The following is a 19967-nucleotide window of genomic DNA, read 5'->3' on the forward strand; positions in this document are numbered from 1 at the left end:
TATAAGTATGAAGTTTTTGGTAGTTGACGACGAAAAAGATGTTGAAGCCCTGTTTCGGCAGCGTTTTAGAAAAGAGATACGAAGTGGTACTCTGGAGTTGGTATTTGCCTTTTCGGGGCAGGAAGCTTTGGATATCATTAAAAGCACCAGTCCGCCGGACATCGTCTATATTTTTTCTGATATCAACATGCCGGGAATGTCTGGATTGGAATTACTGGATAAAGTAAAGGCCCAATTTCCACAGATTCAGATCAGTATGATTTCGGCTTACGGCGATAATGAAAACTATAAAAAAGCGATAAACTCAGGAGCTAAGGAGTTCTTTACAAAACCAATTGATTTCGGCTCATTAAAGCAGGAAGTACAGCAAATGCTGGATGAGTTGTAATTCTTTAAATAACTACAATAGGATGAACGGGCAGTGTTAACATCCTACAATTTATTCAGACACTTGTTCGTATTATGAATCTTCAAAAAAAAACATCCTATCAATTAATTCTCGTCTGTCTCTTTCTTGCCATCTTCACTTTTGAGATTACCCGGGCACAGACCATCAATCCGCAATTCATATCCATTTCTGATGGCCTTGCATCCACTCAGGTTCAGGCCATTCATCAGGACCAGTACGGGCTTTTGTGGATCGGTACGACCAACGGCCTTCAAAAGTATGATGGCATTACATTCAAAACCTATAAAACCGAATCCGGACAACCCAACAGCCTGATTGACAATGATGTTTGGGGACTTGAGGAAAATGAAAATGGCGATCTGTGGATCGCTACCAGAAATGGTATTTCAAAGTACAACCGTAATACTGACACCTTCAATAATTATGATTTCAACGAGGAGTTTGAACTTGCCACTTTTGATGGCGGCTGGGTTTTTAACCTCTTCAAAGACAGCCAAAACAGGCTGTGGGCTACAACTATATTTGCCGGAATTTTGCTCTTTAATCCTACCAGTGACCAGTGGGAAATGCCGGAATATGAGTTTGAAGATTCGGAAGATACAAACCTGCGGGATTTTATTCTTGCCATAACCGAAGATCCATCAGGAACGATTTGGGTAGGAACCAGGGCCCGCGGCCTGTATTCATTAGCCCCAGGCGATTCTGCTTTTAAAAAAGCTCCTGTTTCTTCCTCCACCCCTGTGGATTTCACTGAGAATCCCAATCATATCTCTTACCTGTACGCTGATTCAACAAATACACTTTGGATCACAACAAGAACCGGCATTTACAAGTACAATCCGGAATCCGGTGTCGTAAAAACCATCAAAGAATATAATTATGGGGCTGGCCTCAGTACGAACAACTGGAATAACATTCGGCCAGACAGCAAAGGAAATATCTGGATTACCAATAATTTCAGAGGGATTCTCAGGTTTGATGGTATATCAGACCAATACCAGGAAGTTGTTATTTCCGGCAGCACCCAGTTTTCTGACGGGGGATGGAACATAATACTCACCGATTTTAAAATTGATAATAGTGGGATTTTTTGGTTTGGTACCATCAGCCGCGGACTCCTGAAATACGATCCGATCAACAATCCCTTCAAGCATTATGCTCACCTTGAAAACAGTGAAACCAATCTCGATGGCAATGGTACATTCAGCCTTTTGAAATCAGAGGTGGACCCTGGTATTCTTTATGTAGGAACACGCGGTGGCTGGCTGAACATTCTCGACCGTGAAACCCAAACGTTTAATCAGGTAACTTTTACGGCTGTTAATGATCTGTATGGTGGTTCTGTAAGAAGTATTGCCGAAAATGACGATGGTTCACTCTGGCTGGGAACATGGGGAGACGGACTTATTCGAACAGATTCCAATTACCAGGAAACTGAACGCTACACATATGAACCGGGATCATTTACCGGCCTTTCGAATGACCAGGTTCGGGTTCTGAAAAAACATTCCAATGGTGATTTGTGGATTGGTACCAATGCCGGACTTCACGTGCTTCAATCCGAAACGGGACAAATACAGCGTATTCAAAGCCTGATGTCGAGAATATACCCGGAGCAACTCTATAAACTGACAAATAATTTCCTGGCGAACGATCCTAAAATTGCAGGCATCAAACGCGTTTCAGATTACCAGGATTTAAGTGAATCTATAGAAATTGAGACTCCCGGAGAATACCTGGTCATTGCTGTTGGTGAGGGAACAGACGGTGCGATGTATGATTATGGATGGATTGAAAATGAAGAAGGTGATACCCTATGGACTGCAAACAAAATTGACAACTCATTTCATGCAGGGGGTGCATTAAAAAACCGGATCATCATCGAAAAACTCACGTTAGAGGAAGGAACCGTTAACCTGAGATATTTTTCGGATGACAGCCACAGTTATGATTTATGGAATGAACCAGCACCTTCATACACTAACTTATGGGGTATAGCACTTGTAAAAATTGATGATTACGAACAACATGGTGAGATCAATCAATTTCTGCAGGAAAGTGGCAGTGAAATTTACATCACTTCAAATAGTATTCAAGATATTCAGCTGGACGGTGACATCGTTTGGATTGCCGGGGGGAATTCAGGCCTGGAAAAAATTGATACGTCTACCAACTCAGTAGATACCTACCGCTTCGACCTGGATAATTCCAATTCCATCAGCAGCAATTCCATTTATGGCATTTATCAACAACCCGATGGCGTTCTCTGGATCACAACCAATGAGGGCTTAAACAGGTTCGACCCACAGACAGAAATATTTACTCACTTCACCGAAGAGGACGGTTTGCCAACCAACTTTACAGAGTCCGTTTTGCCGGGAGAAAATGGCGGGCTTTGGATCTCCACGCAAAGCGGCCTGTCACAAATGATTGTAAGCGAATCGCTCGGCAGAACAACATTTATCAATTATGATGCATCAGACGGCCTTGGAGGAGAAAATTATATCGGCCTCGTAGCTGCAAAAACCGATGACGGCACTTATTACTTCGGTGGAGAACATGGCCTCAACGAATTCACAAATATTGAGGCGAACCTTGTTGCGCCCTCTATGTTTATATCTGATCTGAAAATTTCGAACAAGTCCGTTCTTGAAATGGGTGAAGACTCTCCGATTGATGGCAGCTTTTTTAATGCTGAGAACATTGAACTCTCTCATACACAGAATGATCTCAGTTTTGATTTTACTGCCCTACATTTCGCCAATCCGGGAAAAAATCAGTACGCCCACATGCTGGAAGGGTTTGATGAAGACTGGATTTATGATAACCGGAACTTTGCATCCTACACCAACCTTGAGCCGGGAAATTATACATTTCGGGTACGTGGGTCGAATTCGGACGGCATCTGGAATGAAGATGGTAAATCGTTATCTATTTCTATCGCTCCGCCCTGGTGGAAAACCCTCTGGGCTTACAGTTTCTATATAATACTGCTGATTGGCGGTTTCATAACGGTTGACAGAGTTCAGAGAAAAAGACTGATGCGTAAGCAATTGGAACGCGCACGACAGAAAGAACTCAAACATGCCAAAGAGATCGAAAAAGCCTACGAGAATCTCAAGGCAGCACAAGAACAGCTCGTCCAGCAGGAAAAGCTCGCCTCCCTCGGCCAGCTCACTGCCGGCATCGCTCACGAAATCAAGAATCCGCTGAACTTTGTGAATAATTTTTCGGATTTGAGTATCGAGTTGGTGGAAGAAGCGAGGGAAGAAGTGAAAACGCAAAAGGCAAAAGTGAAAAGAAACATCCCCTCTCCCGAGGGAGAGGGCCAGGGTGAGGGCGATCAAGGCAGCGAAACCGACCTCATCCTCGATATCCTCGACGACATCGAAGCCAACCTGCGCAAAATTCACGAACACGGCACCCGCGCAGACGGCATCGTAAAATCCATGCTTCAGCACTCTCGCGGCGGTTCGGGGGATATGGTACCCACAGACCTGAACGCAATGATACAGGAATACGCAAACCTGGCTTTCCATGGTATGCGGGCTGGAAAAAATCCTATTAATGTAGATATCGAGTTAGACTTGGATAAGAATATTGGGGAAGTGAAAATGATCGGTGAAGACTTCAGCCGGGTGATTCTGAATTTGTGTAATAATGCATTTGATGCGATGAAGGAAAAGGCCCTCTCCCCCAGCCCCTCTCCCCGAGGGAGAGGGGTGCCCGAAGGGCGGGGTGAGGGCGAATACAGCCCGAAACTAACCGTCCGAACCCATCAAAAAAATCAAACCGTAACCATCGAAATCGTGGACAACGGGCCGGGTATTCCCGACGCCATCAAGGACAAAATACTGCAGCCGTTTTTTACGACTAAGAAAGGAACCGCAGGTACCGGGCTTGGGCTGAGTATTACGAACGATATCATAAAGGCGCACGGTGGACGGATGAAGATAAAAAGTTCGCCCGGTGAAGGTTCTGTTTTTTCAATTTACTTAGAGCTAAAGGATTAGCATGGATTCTCAAAAGAAAAAATTATTGGAAGAGACCTACGAACGAATCATAAATGTGGGCCTGTGCATCGTACCGTATGAGGATTTATCCGATCTCGCTGCTCCTGAACTGATGTTGTTTGGCACTACAAAAGATGAAAAAGTTTTCTCATTCAATGAGTTAGACGCGATGTTTAAATCCCAGTATGAACAAATGGACGGCTTTATGCCCTCGCTTGATCGTAAACGGCTTTTCACCCGAATATCAGACGATGGAAACAACGCCTTTATCACAGAAGAGATAACCCTTACTATTGCATCAGATAAGGTTGCCAATTACATCTACATGCGCACCAGCTGCGTGATGGAATATATTGACAACCTGTGGAAACTGTCCCACTGGCATGCTTCCACACCCGTTGATACGGAAAATGATCACTGGCACCTGGAGGAGTGGAAGCGGGAAAAAGAGAAACTTCAAAAGCTGGTTGATCAGCAGACGGCCGATCTTAAAAGCAAAAACCGGGAGCTGGAGATTGAAGCCGCAATAGAGCGTGTTCGGGCGCGGACCATGGCCATGAAGCACTCCGATGAGCTGACGGAAGCTTCAGAAGTTTTGGATCAGCAGGTACGTGCGCTCGGTATCGAAACTTGGGGCTGTGCATTCCATATTTATGCAGATGATCCGGAAGGCGACTATGAATGGTTCAGCAGCCGCGAAGGATCGTTGCCCTTTTATAAAACACCTCGTGAAAAATTCTTCCTGTCGTTTTACGAAAAAGGGCAAGCAGGCGAAACCTTTCATGTAGAGGAGTTCATAGGAGAAGACTGCAAAGAGCATTACGACTACCTGATGGCCCTGCCCGTGATCGGTGACGCACTCGGAGAGATTGTAGATGCCGGCGGGTCCCTGCCCGATTCGCAGTATGATCATGTTGCTTTCTTCAAACATGGCTACGTCCTGTTCATCACCTACGAACCGGTGCCGGAAGCTCATGATGTTTTTAAACGTTTTGCCAAGGTTTTCGAACAGACCTACACCCGCTTCCTGGACCTCCAAAAAGCCGAAGAACAGGCCCGTGAAGCCCAAATTGAAGCAGCTCTTGAAAGGGTTAGGGGTCGATCAATGGGGATGCATAAAAGCGAAGAGTTGGTTGAAGTGGTTCGTCAACTCAAAAAGGAGATCATGGAGTTGGGAATTGATATCGATGTTATACAGATCGTTATTGACTTCACTGACGATCCACTTGATGGATTGAATGATTGGGTTTCTGTTGAGGGACGGCGGTATCTTGAAACATTTCATATACCATTTATAGAGCATCCAATCACTACAAAATTTTATGAGACGCTTAATAATGATCTTGGAACTTTCACAGCAAAATATTCAAAGGCTGAAAAGAACGCCTATTTCAAATTATTATTCAAGCATTCTGATTTTAAAGACACTCCGGAGGAAAGAAAGAATTTCATTCTAAACGCCCCCGGGTGGGTAATTTGTGGCGTAATTTTAAAAAACTCCTCGATGAAGTTTGCTCGATATAACCTCAAAGAGTTTACCATAGAAGAAGTAGAAATATTTAAACGCTTAGGAAAAGTATTTGGGCAAGCCTACACCCGTTTTCTCGACCTCCAAAGAGCTGAAGAACAGGCTAGAAAAGCAGAAATTGAAGCGGCTTTGGAACGAGTTCGTGCACGTTCCATGGTGATGCACCACAGTACTGAATTGATCGAGGTGGTTCGACTTCTTGACCGAGAGATCAAAGGACTGGGAATTCAGAATGTTGATGCGACACAGATAGCCACAGATCTTTCAGATCCTGATGAAGGAGTGAATGTTAGCAAGCAATACATAAAAAGAGCCAAAAAAGCGGCTGAATGTTGTTGATTCAGGCTTTTTTGGCTCGAATAATTTCACTTATTTAGGTGAGACAAATCAAACTAAAGAAGTGAGATATGCATATTACAAAATCATCGGATAAGATAACACCATTTGGCGGATTAGATTTTTGTTTGGAAAGTTTTCATACGTGCGGGCTGGCGGGACTGATTGACCGGCACCTCGGCCCGAGAGGTCAAACGGCCGGGTTTTCCTACAGCGATATTGTTGCCAACCTCATGAGCGTATTGTTTACCGGCGGGGACTGCGCCGAGGATCTGGCCGAGCACCTGCGCGAGCCCCTCCACCGCACGCGGGGCCTCTCGCCGTGCAGCCCCGACACGCTGCTTCGCGGGGTCAAGCAGCTGGCCTGCGACTCCCGCCAGCTTACTCATCCAACCAGCGGTGTGAACCACACGTTCAACATCAATGAGCCGCTAAACGAATTGTTGGTGAAAGCCTTGCGGACCACCGGACAACTCAGCAACCGGCGCTGCTATACTCTGGACTATGACAACAAGGTTATTGAAACCGAGAAATGGGATGCGGTGCGAACCTACAAGAAGTGCACCGGCTATCAGCCGGGGGTTGCCAGCATTGAGGGCATGCCGGTAAGCATCGAAGGACGAAGCGGCAACAGCCAGGCGAGCTTTGCCCAGCACGAAACCCTCGACCGACTGTTCGAACGGCTGAATGCCCATGATGTGAGCATTGGCCGCTTTCGGGCCGATTCAGCTTCCTATCAACAGGACGTCGTTGATCTGGTGCAACCCCATACCAACCAGTTCTACATCCGGGCCAAACGCTCGGCGGAGATGCTCCGACAGATTGCGGCGATCGACCAGGACGACTGGAGGTCGGTGAAGCTGAACTGGCAGCCGATGGATGTAGCCGAGCTGGCCGACTGGCGGCCCTTTGACGGGCAAACCTCCTATCGGCTGATCGTCAGCCGCATCAAACGAGACGACCAGCAGGGCGATCTGTTCAGCGAGTCTGCCTACACCTACCGGGCCATTCTAACCAACGATCGTGAGAGCTCCCCGGAGGAAATTGTTGCCTTCTACAACAAACGCGGAGCCAGTGAGCGGGTCTTTGATATCATGGGCAACGATTTTAGCTGGTCGCGGCTGCCCTGCTCGTTCCTCTCGCAGAACACGGCCTTTATGATTCTCACGGCCATCATCGCCAACTTCTATCGTTACATCCTCAGCCTCTACTCAAAGCGCATCCCCTGGCTGAAGGTCACCTACCGGCTTAAAAAGTTTATCTTTCGATTCATTAGCGTTCCCGCCAAGTGGATTCGCTCAGGCAGGCAGAATATCCTTAAACTCTACACCGGTAAGGGCTACGAGCTGCTTCTGGAGTAGCCAACCGCCCCGCCATCTCCACTGACGCTATTCGTTAATCCAAATTTGTGGCAGAGGTGTGTCCATGAGTAAAAAAATACAGCAAAATAGGCATCCGTTAGCGGTCAACAGTGGTAAAAAACAGCAAAGAATCACGGGAAATCTACAAATACGATAGTATTGTCAATCAAATTTTAGAAAATGAGTACTGTTATTGTACTATCTTAGGTCAAGGTCGAAGAAATGGATTACCTGAAAAAATTTCATGTACCGTACATAGATCATCCTGTCATTTCCAATCTATTTGAGGAGTTCAAGAAGAAAGAAAATTTTTACACGGAAAAATATTCTAAGGCTGAAAATAATCGGCTTTTCAAATTACTCTTTAAGTATTCCGATTTTAAATCGATTCCAAAGGAAAGACAATCAGTCCTTCTTAACTCACCCGGTTTGGTTAGATCCTCAGTGATTCTTAAAAACTCGGCCCTGATCTTTCAACATAATGGACTGGATGAATTCAGTGAAGAAGATAATGCGATATTCAAACGATTTGGAGTAGTATTTGAACAGGCATACACCCGGTTTTTGGATTTACAAAAAGCCGAAGAACAAGCACGCGAAGCACAGATTGAAGCGGCGTTGGAAAGAGTGAGAAGCCGAACTATGGCCATGCAGCATAGTGAGGACTTAAGCGAGACCTCAGCGGAAATGTTTAGACAGATACAAGAACTCGGATTGGAACAATGGAGCTGTGGCTTTAACATTTTCGATCACGAAAACAATACCATTACCCAATGGGTAAGTTCTGGTGATGGGCGGATGATCCCTCCTTTTGAGACCCCTTCTAACGAAGATGTATTCAGGACTATAACTGAAGCGTTCAAAGAGGATGAATCCTTTATTAGTATTGAAATGAGCGGCGAAGAACTTAAAGCTCATTATGATTATATGAGTTCACTTCCGGTAGTCGGTGAACAGATAGCTGCGCTTAAAGAGGCTGGTATAGAGGTCCCCAATCATCAGGTGTTGAATATTGCCTTTTTCAAACATGGCTACCTTCTGTTTATCACATTCGAACAGGTCCCGGAATATCATCAGATTTATAAACGCTTTGCGGACGTGTTTAAACAAACCTACACCCGCTTCCTCGACCTAAAAAAAGCTGAGAAGCAGGCTCGCGGAATCGCAGATTGAAGCGGCTCTGGAAAGAGTAAGGAGCCGCACCATGGGCATGCAGTCCAGTGATGAACTGCCGGAAGTGGCCAACCTCCTGTTTTTAGAAGTGCAGGCGCTGGGTATTCCGGCATGGAGCTGTGGATATTGCATTTTATTGGACGATGGCAAGTCGAGCACCTGTATCATGAGCAGTGAGGGTACACTTCAAAAGCCTTTTATGCTGCCTCACTCAGGAGAAGCTTCGTTCATTGAATGGGACGATTTTGTCCAGAGTGAGGAAACGTTTTTTACCCAGGAATTGGGAGGAAAAGCCATTGAGAGTCACTACAATTTCATGAAATCTCTTCCGCAGCTGACTCCGATTTTCAGGGAACTTGAAGAAGCCGGGCTATCTCTCCCCACTTATCAGATCAATCACCTCTGCAAGATTTCTCACGGATTTCTCCTGTTCATCACATATGAACCGGTTCCGGATGCTCACGACATTTTCAAACGCTTTACGAATGTATTTGAGCAAACTTACACTCGCTTTCTCGATCTGAAAAAAGCTGAAAAACTGGCCCTCGAAACCGCACGCCAATCCTCTCTTGATCGTATTCGCGCTGAAATAGGCTCCATGCGGAGTGCGGGGGACTTGAATCAAATTACTCCCATTATCTGGGATGAACTCAAAACGCTGGACATTCCCTTCATCCGTTGCGGCGTGTTTATTATCGATGAGGAGAACGGTATCAGCCACACTTACCTGAGTACTTCTCAAGGCGAGCCGATTGCCGCTCTTCACCTTCCCATTGAGGGAATTTCGTTGGTTGAGAATGCCGTTGAAGCCTGGCGAAAAAGAAAAATTTACACTGAACACTGGGACAAACAGGATTTTCGCGATTGGTCTCAAAACCTGATCGACCGCGGGTTCATTGATTCCAAGAAGAAATACGAAGCCGGTTCCGCCCCGGAAACCCTCGACCTGCATTTCCTGCCCTTTAAACACGGAATGTTGTATATCGGCAATACCGAATCTCTCTCACAAGAGAAGCTGGATCTCGGTCAATCCATGGCTAAAGCTTTTTCCGTTGCGTACGATCGGTACGAAGACTTCAACAAACTCGAACAGGCCAAACAGAAAATAGAGGAAGCCTTCCGGGAGCTTGAAGCTGCGAAAGACCAGCTCGTTCAACAAGAAAAACTCGCAAGCCTCGGCCAACTCACGGCTGGAATTGCTCACGAGATCAAGAATCCACTCAATTTTGTGAATAATTTTTCGGATTTGAGTATTGAGTTGGTTGAGGAAGTACGAGAAGAAGTGAAAACGCAAAAGGCAAAAGTGAAAAGAAACATCCCCTCTCCCGGGGGAGAGGGCCAGGGTGAGGGCGAACAAGGCAGCGAAACCGACCTCATCCTCGACATCCTCAACGACATCGAAGCCAATCTCCGCAAAATCCATGAACACGGCACCCGCGCCGATGGTATTGTAAAATCGATGCTTCAGCATTCCCGCGGCGGAGAGGGCAAGATGGAGCCGACCGATGTCAATGCCCTCATCAAAGAATACGCAAACCTGGCATTTCATGGAATGCGTGCCGGGAAAGAGCCGATTAATGTTGATATTGATCTGCAATTGGATAAGGATGTTGGCGAAATCCCAATGATTGCAGAAGACTTTAGCCGGGTGATTTTGAATATTGTGAATAATGCGTTTGATGCGATGAAGGAAAAGGCCCTCTCCCCCAACCCCTCTCCCGCGGGAGAGGGGCGAAGGGGTGAGGGCGAATACAGCCCAAAACTTACCGTCCGAACGAAGAAAAAAGACGAAGCCATCACTATAGAAATACAGGACAACGGCCCTGGAATTCCAGACGATATCAAAGACAAAATCCTGCAACCGTTTTTTACCACGAAGAAAGGAACGGCGGGTACCGGGCTTGGGCTTAGTATTACCAACGATATTATTAAAGCGCATGGTGGTGATCTGTCGATTGATACGAACCAGGGAAAAGGAACAACATTTATTATTTCTCTTCGGTAAAAGTACACTTATAAATCTCAGATGCTTTTATTTTTAATTTATTAACCTATATTCCTAAAACTTGGGTATAAACTCAGCCTATCGGGAATAAAAAAAATGCAATTTTTAAAAGGGGTCATATTTGCAGTTCTTTGCCTGCTTGCTATCGATGCTTTCTCGCAGCAGGTAAACTTCCGTCACTTAACCATCGATGATGGCCTGTCTCAAAATGCCGTCTACTCTATTCTTCAGGACAGCCGGGGTTTTATGTGGTTCGGCACCAAAGACGGACTGAATCGCTACGACGGACGTAATTTTGTGGTCTACCAGCACGACCCCTTCGATTTAACCACCATTTCTGATGCGTTTGTAATGAAGTTATATGAAGACAGCCGTGGCCGTATCTGGACGGGTTCGATATCGGGTGATATCAACATCTTTCAGAGAGAAACTGAAATTTTCTGTAAAATTCCAATGGAAAATGAGTCGGGTGAAAAAGTAACGACCAATGAAATTACGGATATTGCAGAGGGACCCGATGGCACGATCTGGATAGCGACCAAAGGTGACGGGCTTTTTAACATCCTTGTTGATGGCGATATCGGCTGCAATTACAATTACCGGCGATTTTTGCACGATCCGGCCGACGACCGAAGCCTGAACAGTAACCGGGTTGGGAATCTGTATTTTGATGAACATGAAACATTTTGGATTGGTACTGAGGAGGGCCTCAATCAGTTTGATGAATCCAGCCAATCATTTACCCGAACTCTGTTTGAAACCAAACACCCGGATGCAACTGAAGGCTCAGGCGGATACAAAATCACTGCAATGCATGTCAGCCGCGCCGGTGATTTTTGGATCGGAGTTCAAAGCGGCCTTGTGAAATTTGACCGGAATTCCGGTAACTATGAGTTTTATCCAAATCTATATGAAGTACTTGAATATGGCTGGGGAAGTATTAATAGTATAGTGGAAGATCAAACAGAGATGTTTTGGCTGGGTACAGTTGCGGGACTGATGCGCTTTGATCCATCAACAAAACAATACACCTATTATCGCCACGATCCTTTCAATCCACAATCTCTCAGTTATAACATCATCTCCAGTCTGTTGATAGATAGCACCGGAATTCTGTGGGCGGGAACCTCAGGCCTTGGTATTAATATCCTTGATTTCAAGGCAAACCGGTTTCCAACTCTCGTTAGAAAACCTGATTCCTCCTCCCGAATTGCAGGTTTTAGTATTCGCTCCATTTTAGAGGATAACTCGGGCGATGTATGGATCAGTGCGGATGTTCTTTACCGGTGGAATCGGGAAACAGGAGAACTGAAAAGCTATGAAACCACCTCTGACCTGATAGATAATTTCGGTAATACCAATGCCTATTCCATTATTCAGGCCTCGGATGGAATACTTTGGTTTGCGTCATCTCAGGGTTTATTCAGGCATAATCCAGACACAAATGAAACCAGGCTGTATAAACATTCTCCGGGAAATGAAACGGGTTTGAAACACCAGGAAGTCAATGCTGTTTTTGAAGCCCGGGACGGCACCATCTGGATTGCAACTCACAACTACTTTAGCAGAATAACGGATGAGCAAACAGGTACATTTCAACACTTTCAGTATCGTTCATCAGAATACTCAATCGGGATAGCAAGGCCGGTAATTTTTCAGGATCTGGATGGAATATTCTGGCTGGGAACAGCCGATGGCCTGGTACGTTTTGATTCCAATACTCAAACATATTCAACCTATCGTAACGACCCTGCGAATCCAAATAGCTTACGCAATAACCACATCAAATCCATTCTTGAAGATCCGGCTCAGCCCGACACGTACCTATGGGTCGGCACCTCCGGAGGGCTGCATAAGTTTGATTACAGAAACAGTACGTTTGAACACTACTCCGTGCAGGATGGCCTCCCCAATGAAGTGGTATATGCAATTCTGCCTGATGACGATGGCAATCTTTGGCTCAGCACCAACAAAGGCCTTTCCCGGTTCAATCCTCAAACAAATACTTTTCGGAATTTTGATGTGCAAGACGGCCTCCAGAGCAATGAGTTTAACACAGGTGCCTATTTTCGGAGTAACAGCGGAGAGCTATTTTTTGGCGGAATCCAGGGGCTCAACTATTTTTACCCGGATAAAATTTTTGATAATCCACACCAGCCGCCGGTTGTGCTTACTCAAATTAAATTGGGTAACCGGCCCATCTCAAACAAAACAGATCCCGATTTATTAACTGCATCTGTTTCAGCAATAGATCAAATGACGTTTTCCCACCGCGATGATGTGATCACATTTGAGTTTGCCGCGCTTGATTATTCTGCCCCCGATAAAAACCAATACGCGTACATGCTCGAGGGATTTAATAACAACTGGATACAATCCGGACAGCTTGCATCTGCAACCTACACCAACCTGCCTCATGGTAAGTATACACTGAGGGTGAAAGGCTCTAATAACGATGGAATCTGGAACGAAGAGGGATTGGCACTGGCCGTGATTGTAACTCCCCCATGGTGGCATACCCAGTGGGCGTATGGAATATATGTAGTACTCTTTCTAACAGCCCTTTATTCCCTCCGTTACTACGAAATGGCCCGTTTAAACCTTAAAAATCAGCTTAAGATCGAGAAAGTTCAGACCGACTCGCTCCGAAATCTCAATCAGCTGAAATCCCATTTCTTTGCTAATATTTCTCACGAATTCAGAACTCCGCTAACTCTCATTCTGGGACAGACCGAAACCCTTCTTCAAACGGAGGAGAACCGCAGTAAAAAAGAGAAATTACTCTCCGTTAATACCAACGCAGAACGGCTGCTTGACCTGATCAATCAGCTTCTTGATTTGTCAAAACTGGAGGCCGGTAAGCTGCAGCTGAAGACAAAGCAACAGAACATGGTTTCATTCCTGAAGAATCTGCTTTTTTCTTTTGAATCGCTTGCAGAATCAAATCAGATCCAGCTCAATTTCTACTCTTCCCGCGCGATGATTCCCATGAAGTTCGATGCGGAAAAAATGGAGCAGATCTTTTTAAACCTGTTGTCAAACGCGTTCAAGTTTACCGGAAATGGCGGCCATATAGACGTTTCTATAAACATCCCCGAACCGGAATGGTTTGAAATTCGGATAAAGGATTCCGGAATTGGTATTCCCGAGGACCGGCTGCCATATATTTTTGACCGCTTTTACCAGGTTGATCAGTCCGGCACCCGCAAATATGAAGGGACGGGCATTGGACTATCGCTGGCTCACGAATTGGTGGAGCTCCATAACGGCTCCATCAGTGTAATTAGTGAGGAGGGAGCGGGAACAGAATTTGTGATTAAGCTACCTCTTAAGAAAGCGGATATTCAAGAACAGATAGAAGCAGAAACTCAAGTTCAGGCATCTACTGATGTTGGAGCGGGTAGCCTTCAATTGCCGGATTTCTCCGCCCTGTTGTCTAAAAACGAGGAAATTGTACTGATCGTAGAAGACAATGCCGAGGTTCGTTCCTTTATCCGTGAACAGCTCGAAGAGGAGTATACCGTGCTGGAAGCTGCAAACGGAGTGGAAGGTATTGAAATTTCTCAGGAAACGATACCCGACCTGATTATCACCGACTTGATGATGCCTGAAATGGATGGATATCAGTTCAGTAAAGATATTCGGAATAATGAGAAAACCAGTCACATTCCGTTAATTATGCTCACAGCCAGGGCTGGAATGGACTCAAAAATTGAGGGCCTGGAAACCGGAATTGATGCCTACCTGACCAAGCCCTATCATATCCGCGAATTACAAACAAGGGTGAGAAGCCTCATTGAACAGCGTAAAAACCTGAAAAAGCGGTTCAGTACAGCTACCTACTTTAAGCCTGCAGTCATTGCAGAAAGCACGGTGGATCAGGCTTTCCTGGAAAAAGCGATTGATATAATCGACCAACACCTTCAAGAGGAAGAGTACCGGGTTGAAAATTTAGCACAAGAATTGAACATGAGCAGCTCCCAGCTCAATAGAAAATTGAAAGCTCTTGTGGATCAGCCCGCCGGCACCTTTATCCGGTCTGTCCGGTTTCAGCGCTCGGTTGAACTTCTCAATCAGACGGATAAGACCATCGCCGAGATCTGTTACGAAGTAGGATTTAATGACCAGGCATACTTCTCTCGCGCTTTCAAAAAACAGTTCGGTAAAACCCCATCGGCATTCAGGAAGCTTTCTATTTAACCGGAAAATCCAAACATTTGCGCGGATAGTCCAAGACTGTATGGTTTGCATCTTCTACATTTATAGAGCGATCGGACTTAACCGAAGCATCTAACAGAGACGATCTGAATGATCGATGCGTCGAAGTTTCAATTTAAACCACTCACCTAAACAATCATGAAAACAGCAGGCATAATCGGCGGGTCGGGATACATCGGCAGTTACGTCACAAAAGCATTCCTTGAGAATGGGTTCAGCGTTAAAGTATCGGCGACAGACATTAAAAAGAAGAAGAAGTACCAGCATTTAAAAACGTTACCCGGTGCGGATAATCTTAAGATTATTTCGCTGGATACCCGTGACATCGATTCTCTCAGGTCATTTGTAGATGGCTGTGATGTTGTGGTGCACGGCGGCACGCCATTTCAGCTCGATGTACAAGATCCGGCGAAAGAGCTGTTTGAACCGACCATTAAGGGCACTGAGAACTTTCTGACGGTAATCAATGAGACGCCATCCGTGAAGAAGGTGGTGATCATTGCATCTGTTGCTTCTTACAATACCGGCTACCCTATGCCGGTGGCAGGACGCTCACCTGATCATCTCTACACGGAAAGCGATGAGCCTCACCTTAACGAAGAAGGACATCCATACGCACAGGCCAAATATTATGCCGATCAGGTGGTACAGGCGTTTATCAAAGATTATCCTGAATCTGATAAACAGATTGTAAGTGTCTACCCGGTTGGCGTGATGGGCCCTGCCCTCTCCGAGCGGGATGATTCAACGTCCATGGGACTTCAGTACTTGTTCAAGCATAAGATCGCACCCAATCCTTTTGTACAAATGCTATATGATCATGATATGGAATTTGCCATTGTGGATGTGCGCGATGTGGCTGAGGGAATTTACAGGGCAGCAACGACAGACGGCCTGCATGGAAAACAGTACTACCTGAGCAACGAGAGCTGGAAAGTGTCGGACATCTCACGAATGCTGAATAATGAACCGGTCGTTGAAAAGCCCCGGTTTGTGTACAGCGGCAAAAAAGCCGAACAAGATTTGGGGCTATCATACAAACCCGCTCACGTTTCGTTCGGTGATTACACTGCGGCAAGCGAAGATTAGTCTATAATGGTATGCTTAAATATTTCCCAAACATACCATCAGAATCACGCCTGCATTACGAAGCCTTCTTTATCTGAAAGAGCTCTTTTTAACGATTGTCATTCCCCTGGTAAAGGTTCAGAATTTTCCGTCTTCAATATTGCTGTCCGGAAAGATCCTTTACACTTTAAATGGAGAAAATAACGGAACCGGAATCCCGAATGAGGTCAACAGCAAAATCATGCAGTTATTATTACAAAAAAAATGAATTGAAGGAACGGGTTTGGGATTTTCGATCACCAGTGATATTATCAAGACTCACAGAGGCGTCTTGAAGATTCATTCAAAAAAAGGAACCATCATGACTGCGACTCTTAATCAATCATAATGTAGCAGACATTTATGACAGGAAGTAAGAATTTATCAAAAAAGCTTGAACAGCGGGAAGCGGAAATCGCTGTTATTAACAGTGTACAACAGGGTATTCTTGCCAAAAAGGAGATGCAGGAGATATATGATTTGGTGGGTGAAAAAGTCCGAGATCTATTTGATGCTCAGGTAGCTGTTGTTTCTACATTTAATTATGAAAATAATACTGAAATATTTCACTATGCTTTTGAAGATGGAAAACGCCATGAATTAGATCCAAGGCCCATTGACACACTTCGGCAAAAACTGATAGAAACAAGCGAACTCATCCTTATAAATGAAAATGCCGATGATGCCTGGAGAGAGATAACAGGGGAAGAGCCAACGGTAGCTCCCGGCACAAAATTAACAAAATCTGCCCTTTATGTACCCATGGCCGCCGGTGACACTGTCTTTGGATATATCAGCCTGCAAAATGTAGATCGTGAGCATGCCTTTAGCGATTCCGATGTCCGCCTGTTAAGCACCATGGCCAACAGTATCAGCATGGCGCTGGAAAATGCACGACTGTTTAACGAGACTGAGCAACGAAATGCCGAGCTTGCGGTCATTAACAGTGTTCAGGAAGGCTTGGTTGCAGAGATGGACTTGCAAAGTATCTATGATTTGGTTGGTGATCGAATTCGTGAACTTTTCGATGCCCAGGTTACAATGATCTGCACCTTCGATCATGATAATGAACGAGAGCACTTCCAGTACCAATATGAAGACGGGGACAGAATCTACCCGGATCCCCGGCCGCTCGACAGGTTTAGAAAACAGTTGATTGAAACAAAAGAGATGATTTTGATCAACGAGAATTTTCCGGATCGGGCGGAAGAAATTTTAGGTATCAAACCTGAGGCTGTACCGGGAACCGACCTTCCAAAATCTGTACTGTTTGTGCCCTTAGTGATTGGTGATTCTGTCCGAGGATATGTGAGTCTACAAAATTTAGATCGAGAGCACGCTTTTCCAGAATCTGATGTTCGCCTTCTAAGTACTCTCGCTAACAGTATGAGTGTAGCCCTTGAAAATGCCCGTCTATTCAACGAGACGGAACAGCGAAATGCAGAACTGGCGGTAATCAACAGTGTTCAGCAGGGGCTTGTTGCCGAGATGGACATGCAGGGAATTTATGACCTGGTCGGTGACCGGATCCGGAATCTTTTTGACGCGCAGGTTACGGGAATCGTTACCTTCGATCACACCGACAAAACCGAGCATTTTCAGTATATCTATGAGGACGGCAAACGTGTCCATCCGCCCGGCAGGCCCTACGACAACGTCAGAGCCAAATTGATTCAGGAACGGCAAAAACTGCTGTTCAATGAAAAGGCATCAGAAACGATGTCCGAAATTAACGGGAAACCCTTTAAGCCTGTACCAGGTACAAGGATGGCTCAATCCGCCCTCTATGTGCCCATGTCGGTCGGAAAAGAGGTTTTGGGCTATGTCAGCCTGCAGAACCTGGATCGTGAACACGCATTCAATGAATCGGATGTGCGACTGCTCAGCACCCTGATCAACAGTATGAGCGTGGCCATTGAAAACGCACGGCTCTTCAATGAAACCACTCGACTTCTCGCCGAAACAGAACAGCGAAATGCAGAACTGGCAGTCATCAATAGTGTGCAGGACGGACTGGTACGCGAAATGGATATGGCGGCCATTTACAAATTGGTTGGAGAAAAGATTTGTGATGTTTTAAACACACAGACAATGATTATTCGAACCTTTGATCATGACAAAAAATTGGAATATTGGCAATACGCCATCGAAAGAGGCGAAACGATTGATGTTGAACCCCGGCCGTTTATCTGGGCTAATAAAATATTGATTGAAAAGAAAGAATATCTTCTCATAAATGAAAATTATGAGGAGATAGCGATGGAATATGACGGAAATGCGATCACCAAAGGATTAGCTCCGAAATCAGCTATTTTTGTTCCTATGATTGTAGGAGATACGGTTGTGGGATCTGTAAGTCTGCAAAATGTTGAAGAGGAAAATGCTTTTACGGAAAGTGATCTTCAGTTAATTACTACGCTTACGAACAGTATGAGTGTGGCTATTGAGAATGCGCGACTCTTCAATGAAACGGTACGGCTATTGGATGAAACTGAACAGAGGGCCGCCGAGCTTCAAACAGTTAATAATATTAGCCGGGCTATGGTATCGCAGTTAGAGCTTGATGCCCTTATCAGTTTTGTTGGAGACCAGATGCGCGAAACATTTAAGGCAGATATTGTTTACCTGGCTACATACGATCGTAAATCGAACATGCTCCATTTCCCTTATTACTATGGGGACGAATCCGAATCCAGGCCATTTGGTAACGGCATCACTGAAAAAATTATCCTGAACCAGGAACCCCTGCTTATCAATCAAAACCTGGATAAAGCGTATGATGAAATAAAAGCTGAGAAAAAAGGAGAGATGGTAGAATCGTATTTGGGGGTTCCAATTAAAGCTGGAGAAAAATCTATTGGAGTGATCAGTGTTCAAAGTAAAGAGCAATCCAACCGGTTCTCCGAAAATGATCAGAGGCTTCTCACCACCATTGCAGCCAATGTGGGTGTGGCAATGCAAAATGCCGAATCGTACGAAAAATTACGATCAGCCCTGAACGATCTGAAAGCCGCTCAGGAGCAACTGGTTCAACAGGAAAAACTGGCATCACTGGGACAGCTTACCGCTGGCATTGCTCATGAGATCAAGAATCCCCTTAACTTTGTAAATAACTTTTCTGATCTCAGCGTTGAGTTGATTGAAGAGGCCCGGGAGGAACTTGAAAAACTGACTATTCCCGATGATAATTTTGCACTTGATATCATAAAGGATATTGAGGGAAACCTTAAGAAAATTCACGAACACGGCAGCCGTGCAGATGGAATTGTAAAATCGATGCTTCAGCATTCAAGAGGTGGTAATGGTAAAGTTGAACCCACGGATATGAATGCTTTAATCAAAGAGTATGTTAATCTTGCATTTCACGGAATGCGTGCAAGTAAACATCCAATTAACGTAGATATTGATCTCAACTTAGATGAAAATACACAGGAAATTCCGTTAATTGCCGAAGACTTCAGCCGGGTTATTTTAAATCTTTGCAACAATGCATTCGATGCAATGCGTGAGAAACTTCAAAAAGCTGAATACAACGATGATAAATATCTCCCGCAATTAAAAGTAGTTACAGAACACAACGATAAATATCTGAAAATTACCATCGAGGATAACGGACCCGGTATTCCGCCTAAATTAAAGGATAAAATTTTACAACCGTTTTTTACAACGAAAAAAGGAAAAGAAGGGACCGGCCTGGGACTTTCCATCACAAATGATATCGTAAAAGGGCATGGGGGACAGATTGATATTGAAACAGAACCGGATAGGTTTACACGATTTTTAATAACGATTCCCTATCAAAAAAATCATTCATAGA

At 45.0% G+C, this 19967-nt stretch carries 9 protein-coding genes; all 9 read left to right on the top strand.

The window, feature by feature from the left end; genetic code table 11:
- Positions 1–7: 7 nt before the first annotated feature.
- The 9 genes from U5K72_00900 (at position 8) to U5K72_00940 (ending at position 19966) form a co-directional block, all read left to right on the top strand.
- A complete protein-coding gene (locus tag U5K72_00900; protein MDZ7717360.1) occupies positions 8–388 on the top strand; it encodes a response regulator in 381 nt (126 codons plus the stop codon).
- A gap of 74 nt (positions 389–462) precedes the next feature.
- Positions 463–4422 carry a two-component regulator propeller domain-containing protein gene (locus U5K72_00905; protein MDZ7717361.1) on the top strand — a complete coding sequence of 1320 codons (3960 nt, stop codon included), beginning with the start codon at positions 463–465 and terminating at the stop codon, positions 4420–4422.
- 1 nt (position 4423) lies between these two features.
- A complete protein-coding gene (locus U5K72_00910; protein ID MDZ7717362.1) occupies positions 4424–6289 on the top strand; it encodes a nuclear transport factor 2 family protein in 1866 nt (621 codons plus the stop codon).
- A 68-nt stretch (positions 6290–6357) separates the two neighbouring features.
- Positions 6358–7647: an IS1380 family transposase gene (locus tag U5K72_00915; GenBank protein MDZ7717363.1), complete on the top strand. Its 1290-nt coding sequence runs from the start codon at positions 6358–6360 to the stop codon at positions 7645–7647.
- Positions 7648–8076: 429 nt separating this feature from the next.
- Positions 8077–8820: a hypothetical protein gene (locus U5K72_00920; GenBank protein ID MDZ7717364.1), complete on the top strand. Its 744-nt coding sequence runs from the start codon at positions 8077–8079 to the stop codon at positions 8818–8820.
- 31 nt (positions 8821–8851) lie between these two features.
- Positions 8852–10825 (top strand): ATP-binding protein, encoded by a 1974-nt coding sequence (locus U5K72_00925; GenBank protein ID MDZ7717365.1) that lies wholly within the window; start codon positions 8852–8854, stop codon positions 10823–10825.
- Between the two features lie 96 nt (positions 10826–10921).
- A complete protein-coding gene (locus tag U5K72_00930; GenBank protein ID MDZ7717366.1) occupies positions 10922–15025 on the top strand; it encodes a two-component regulator propeller domain-containing protein in 4104 nt (1367 codons plus the stop codon).
- Between the two features lie 156 nt (positions 15026–15181).
- Positions 15182–16132: an NAD-dependent epimerase/dehydratase family protein gene (locus U5K72_00935; GenBank protein ID MDZ7717367.1), complete on the top strand. Its 951-nt coding sequence runs from the start codon at positions 15182–15184 to the stop codon at positions 16130–16132.
- Positions 16133–16513: 381 nt separating this feature from the next.
- Positions 16514–19966 carry a GAF domain-containing protein gene (locus U5K72_00940; GenBank protein MDZ7717368.1) on the top strand — a complete coding sequence of 1151 codons (3453 nt, stop codon included), beginning with the start codon at positions 16514–16516 and terminating at the stop codon, positions 19964–19966.
- Position 19967: the final 1 nt, after the last annotated feature.

The organism is Balneolaceae bacterium (genome assembly GCA_034521495.1).
Lineage (GTDB): Bacteria > Bacteroidota > Rhodothermia > Balneolales > Balneolaceae > Rhodohalobacter.

What these genes read in the sequence shown, in the direction of transcription:
- U5K72_00900 (MDZ7717360.1), top strand. Translation starts at nt 8, where the DNA reads ATGAAGTTTTTGGTAGTTGACGACGAAAAAGATGTTGAAGCCCTGTTT.
- U5K72_00905 (MDZ7717361.1), top strand. Translation starts at nt 463, where the DNA reads ATGAATCTTCAAAAAAAAACATCCTATCAATTAATTCTCGTCTGTCTC.
- U5K72_00910 (MDZ7717362.1), top strand. Translation starts at nt 4,424, where the DNA reads ATGGATTCTCAAAAGAAAAAATTATTGGAAGAGACCTACGAACGAATC.
- U5K72_00915 (MDZ7717363.1), top strand. Translation starts at nt 6,358, where the DNA reads ATGCATATTACAAAATCATCGGATAAGATAACACCATTTGGCGGATTA.
- U5K72_00925 (MDZ7717365.1), top strand. Translation starts at nt 8,852, where the DNA reads ATGGGCATGCAGTCCAGTGATGAACTGCCGGAAGTGGCCAACCTCCTG.
- U5K72_00930 (MDZ7717366.1), top strand. Translation starts at nt 10,922, where the DNA reads ATGCAATTTTTAAAAGGGGTCATATTTGCAGTTCTTTGCCTGCTTGCT.
- U5K72_00935 (MDZ7717367.1), top strand. Translation starts at nt 15,182, where the DNA reads ATGAAAACAGCAGGCATAATCGGCGGGTCGGGATACATCGGCAGTTAC.
- U5K72_00940 (MDZ7717368.1), top strand. Translation starts at nt 16,514, where the DNA reads ATGACAGGAAGTAAGAATTTATCAAAAAAGCTTGAACAGCGGGAAGCG.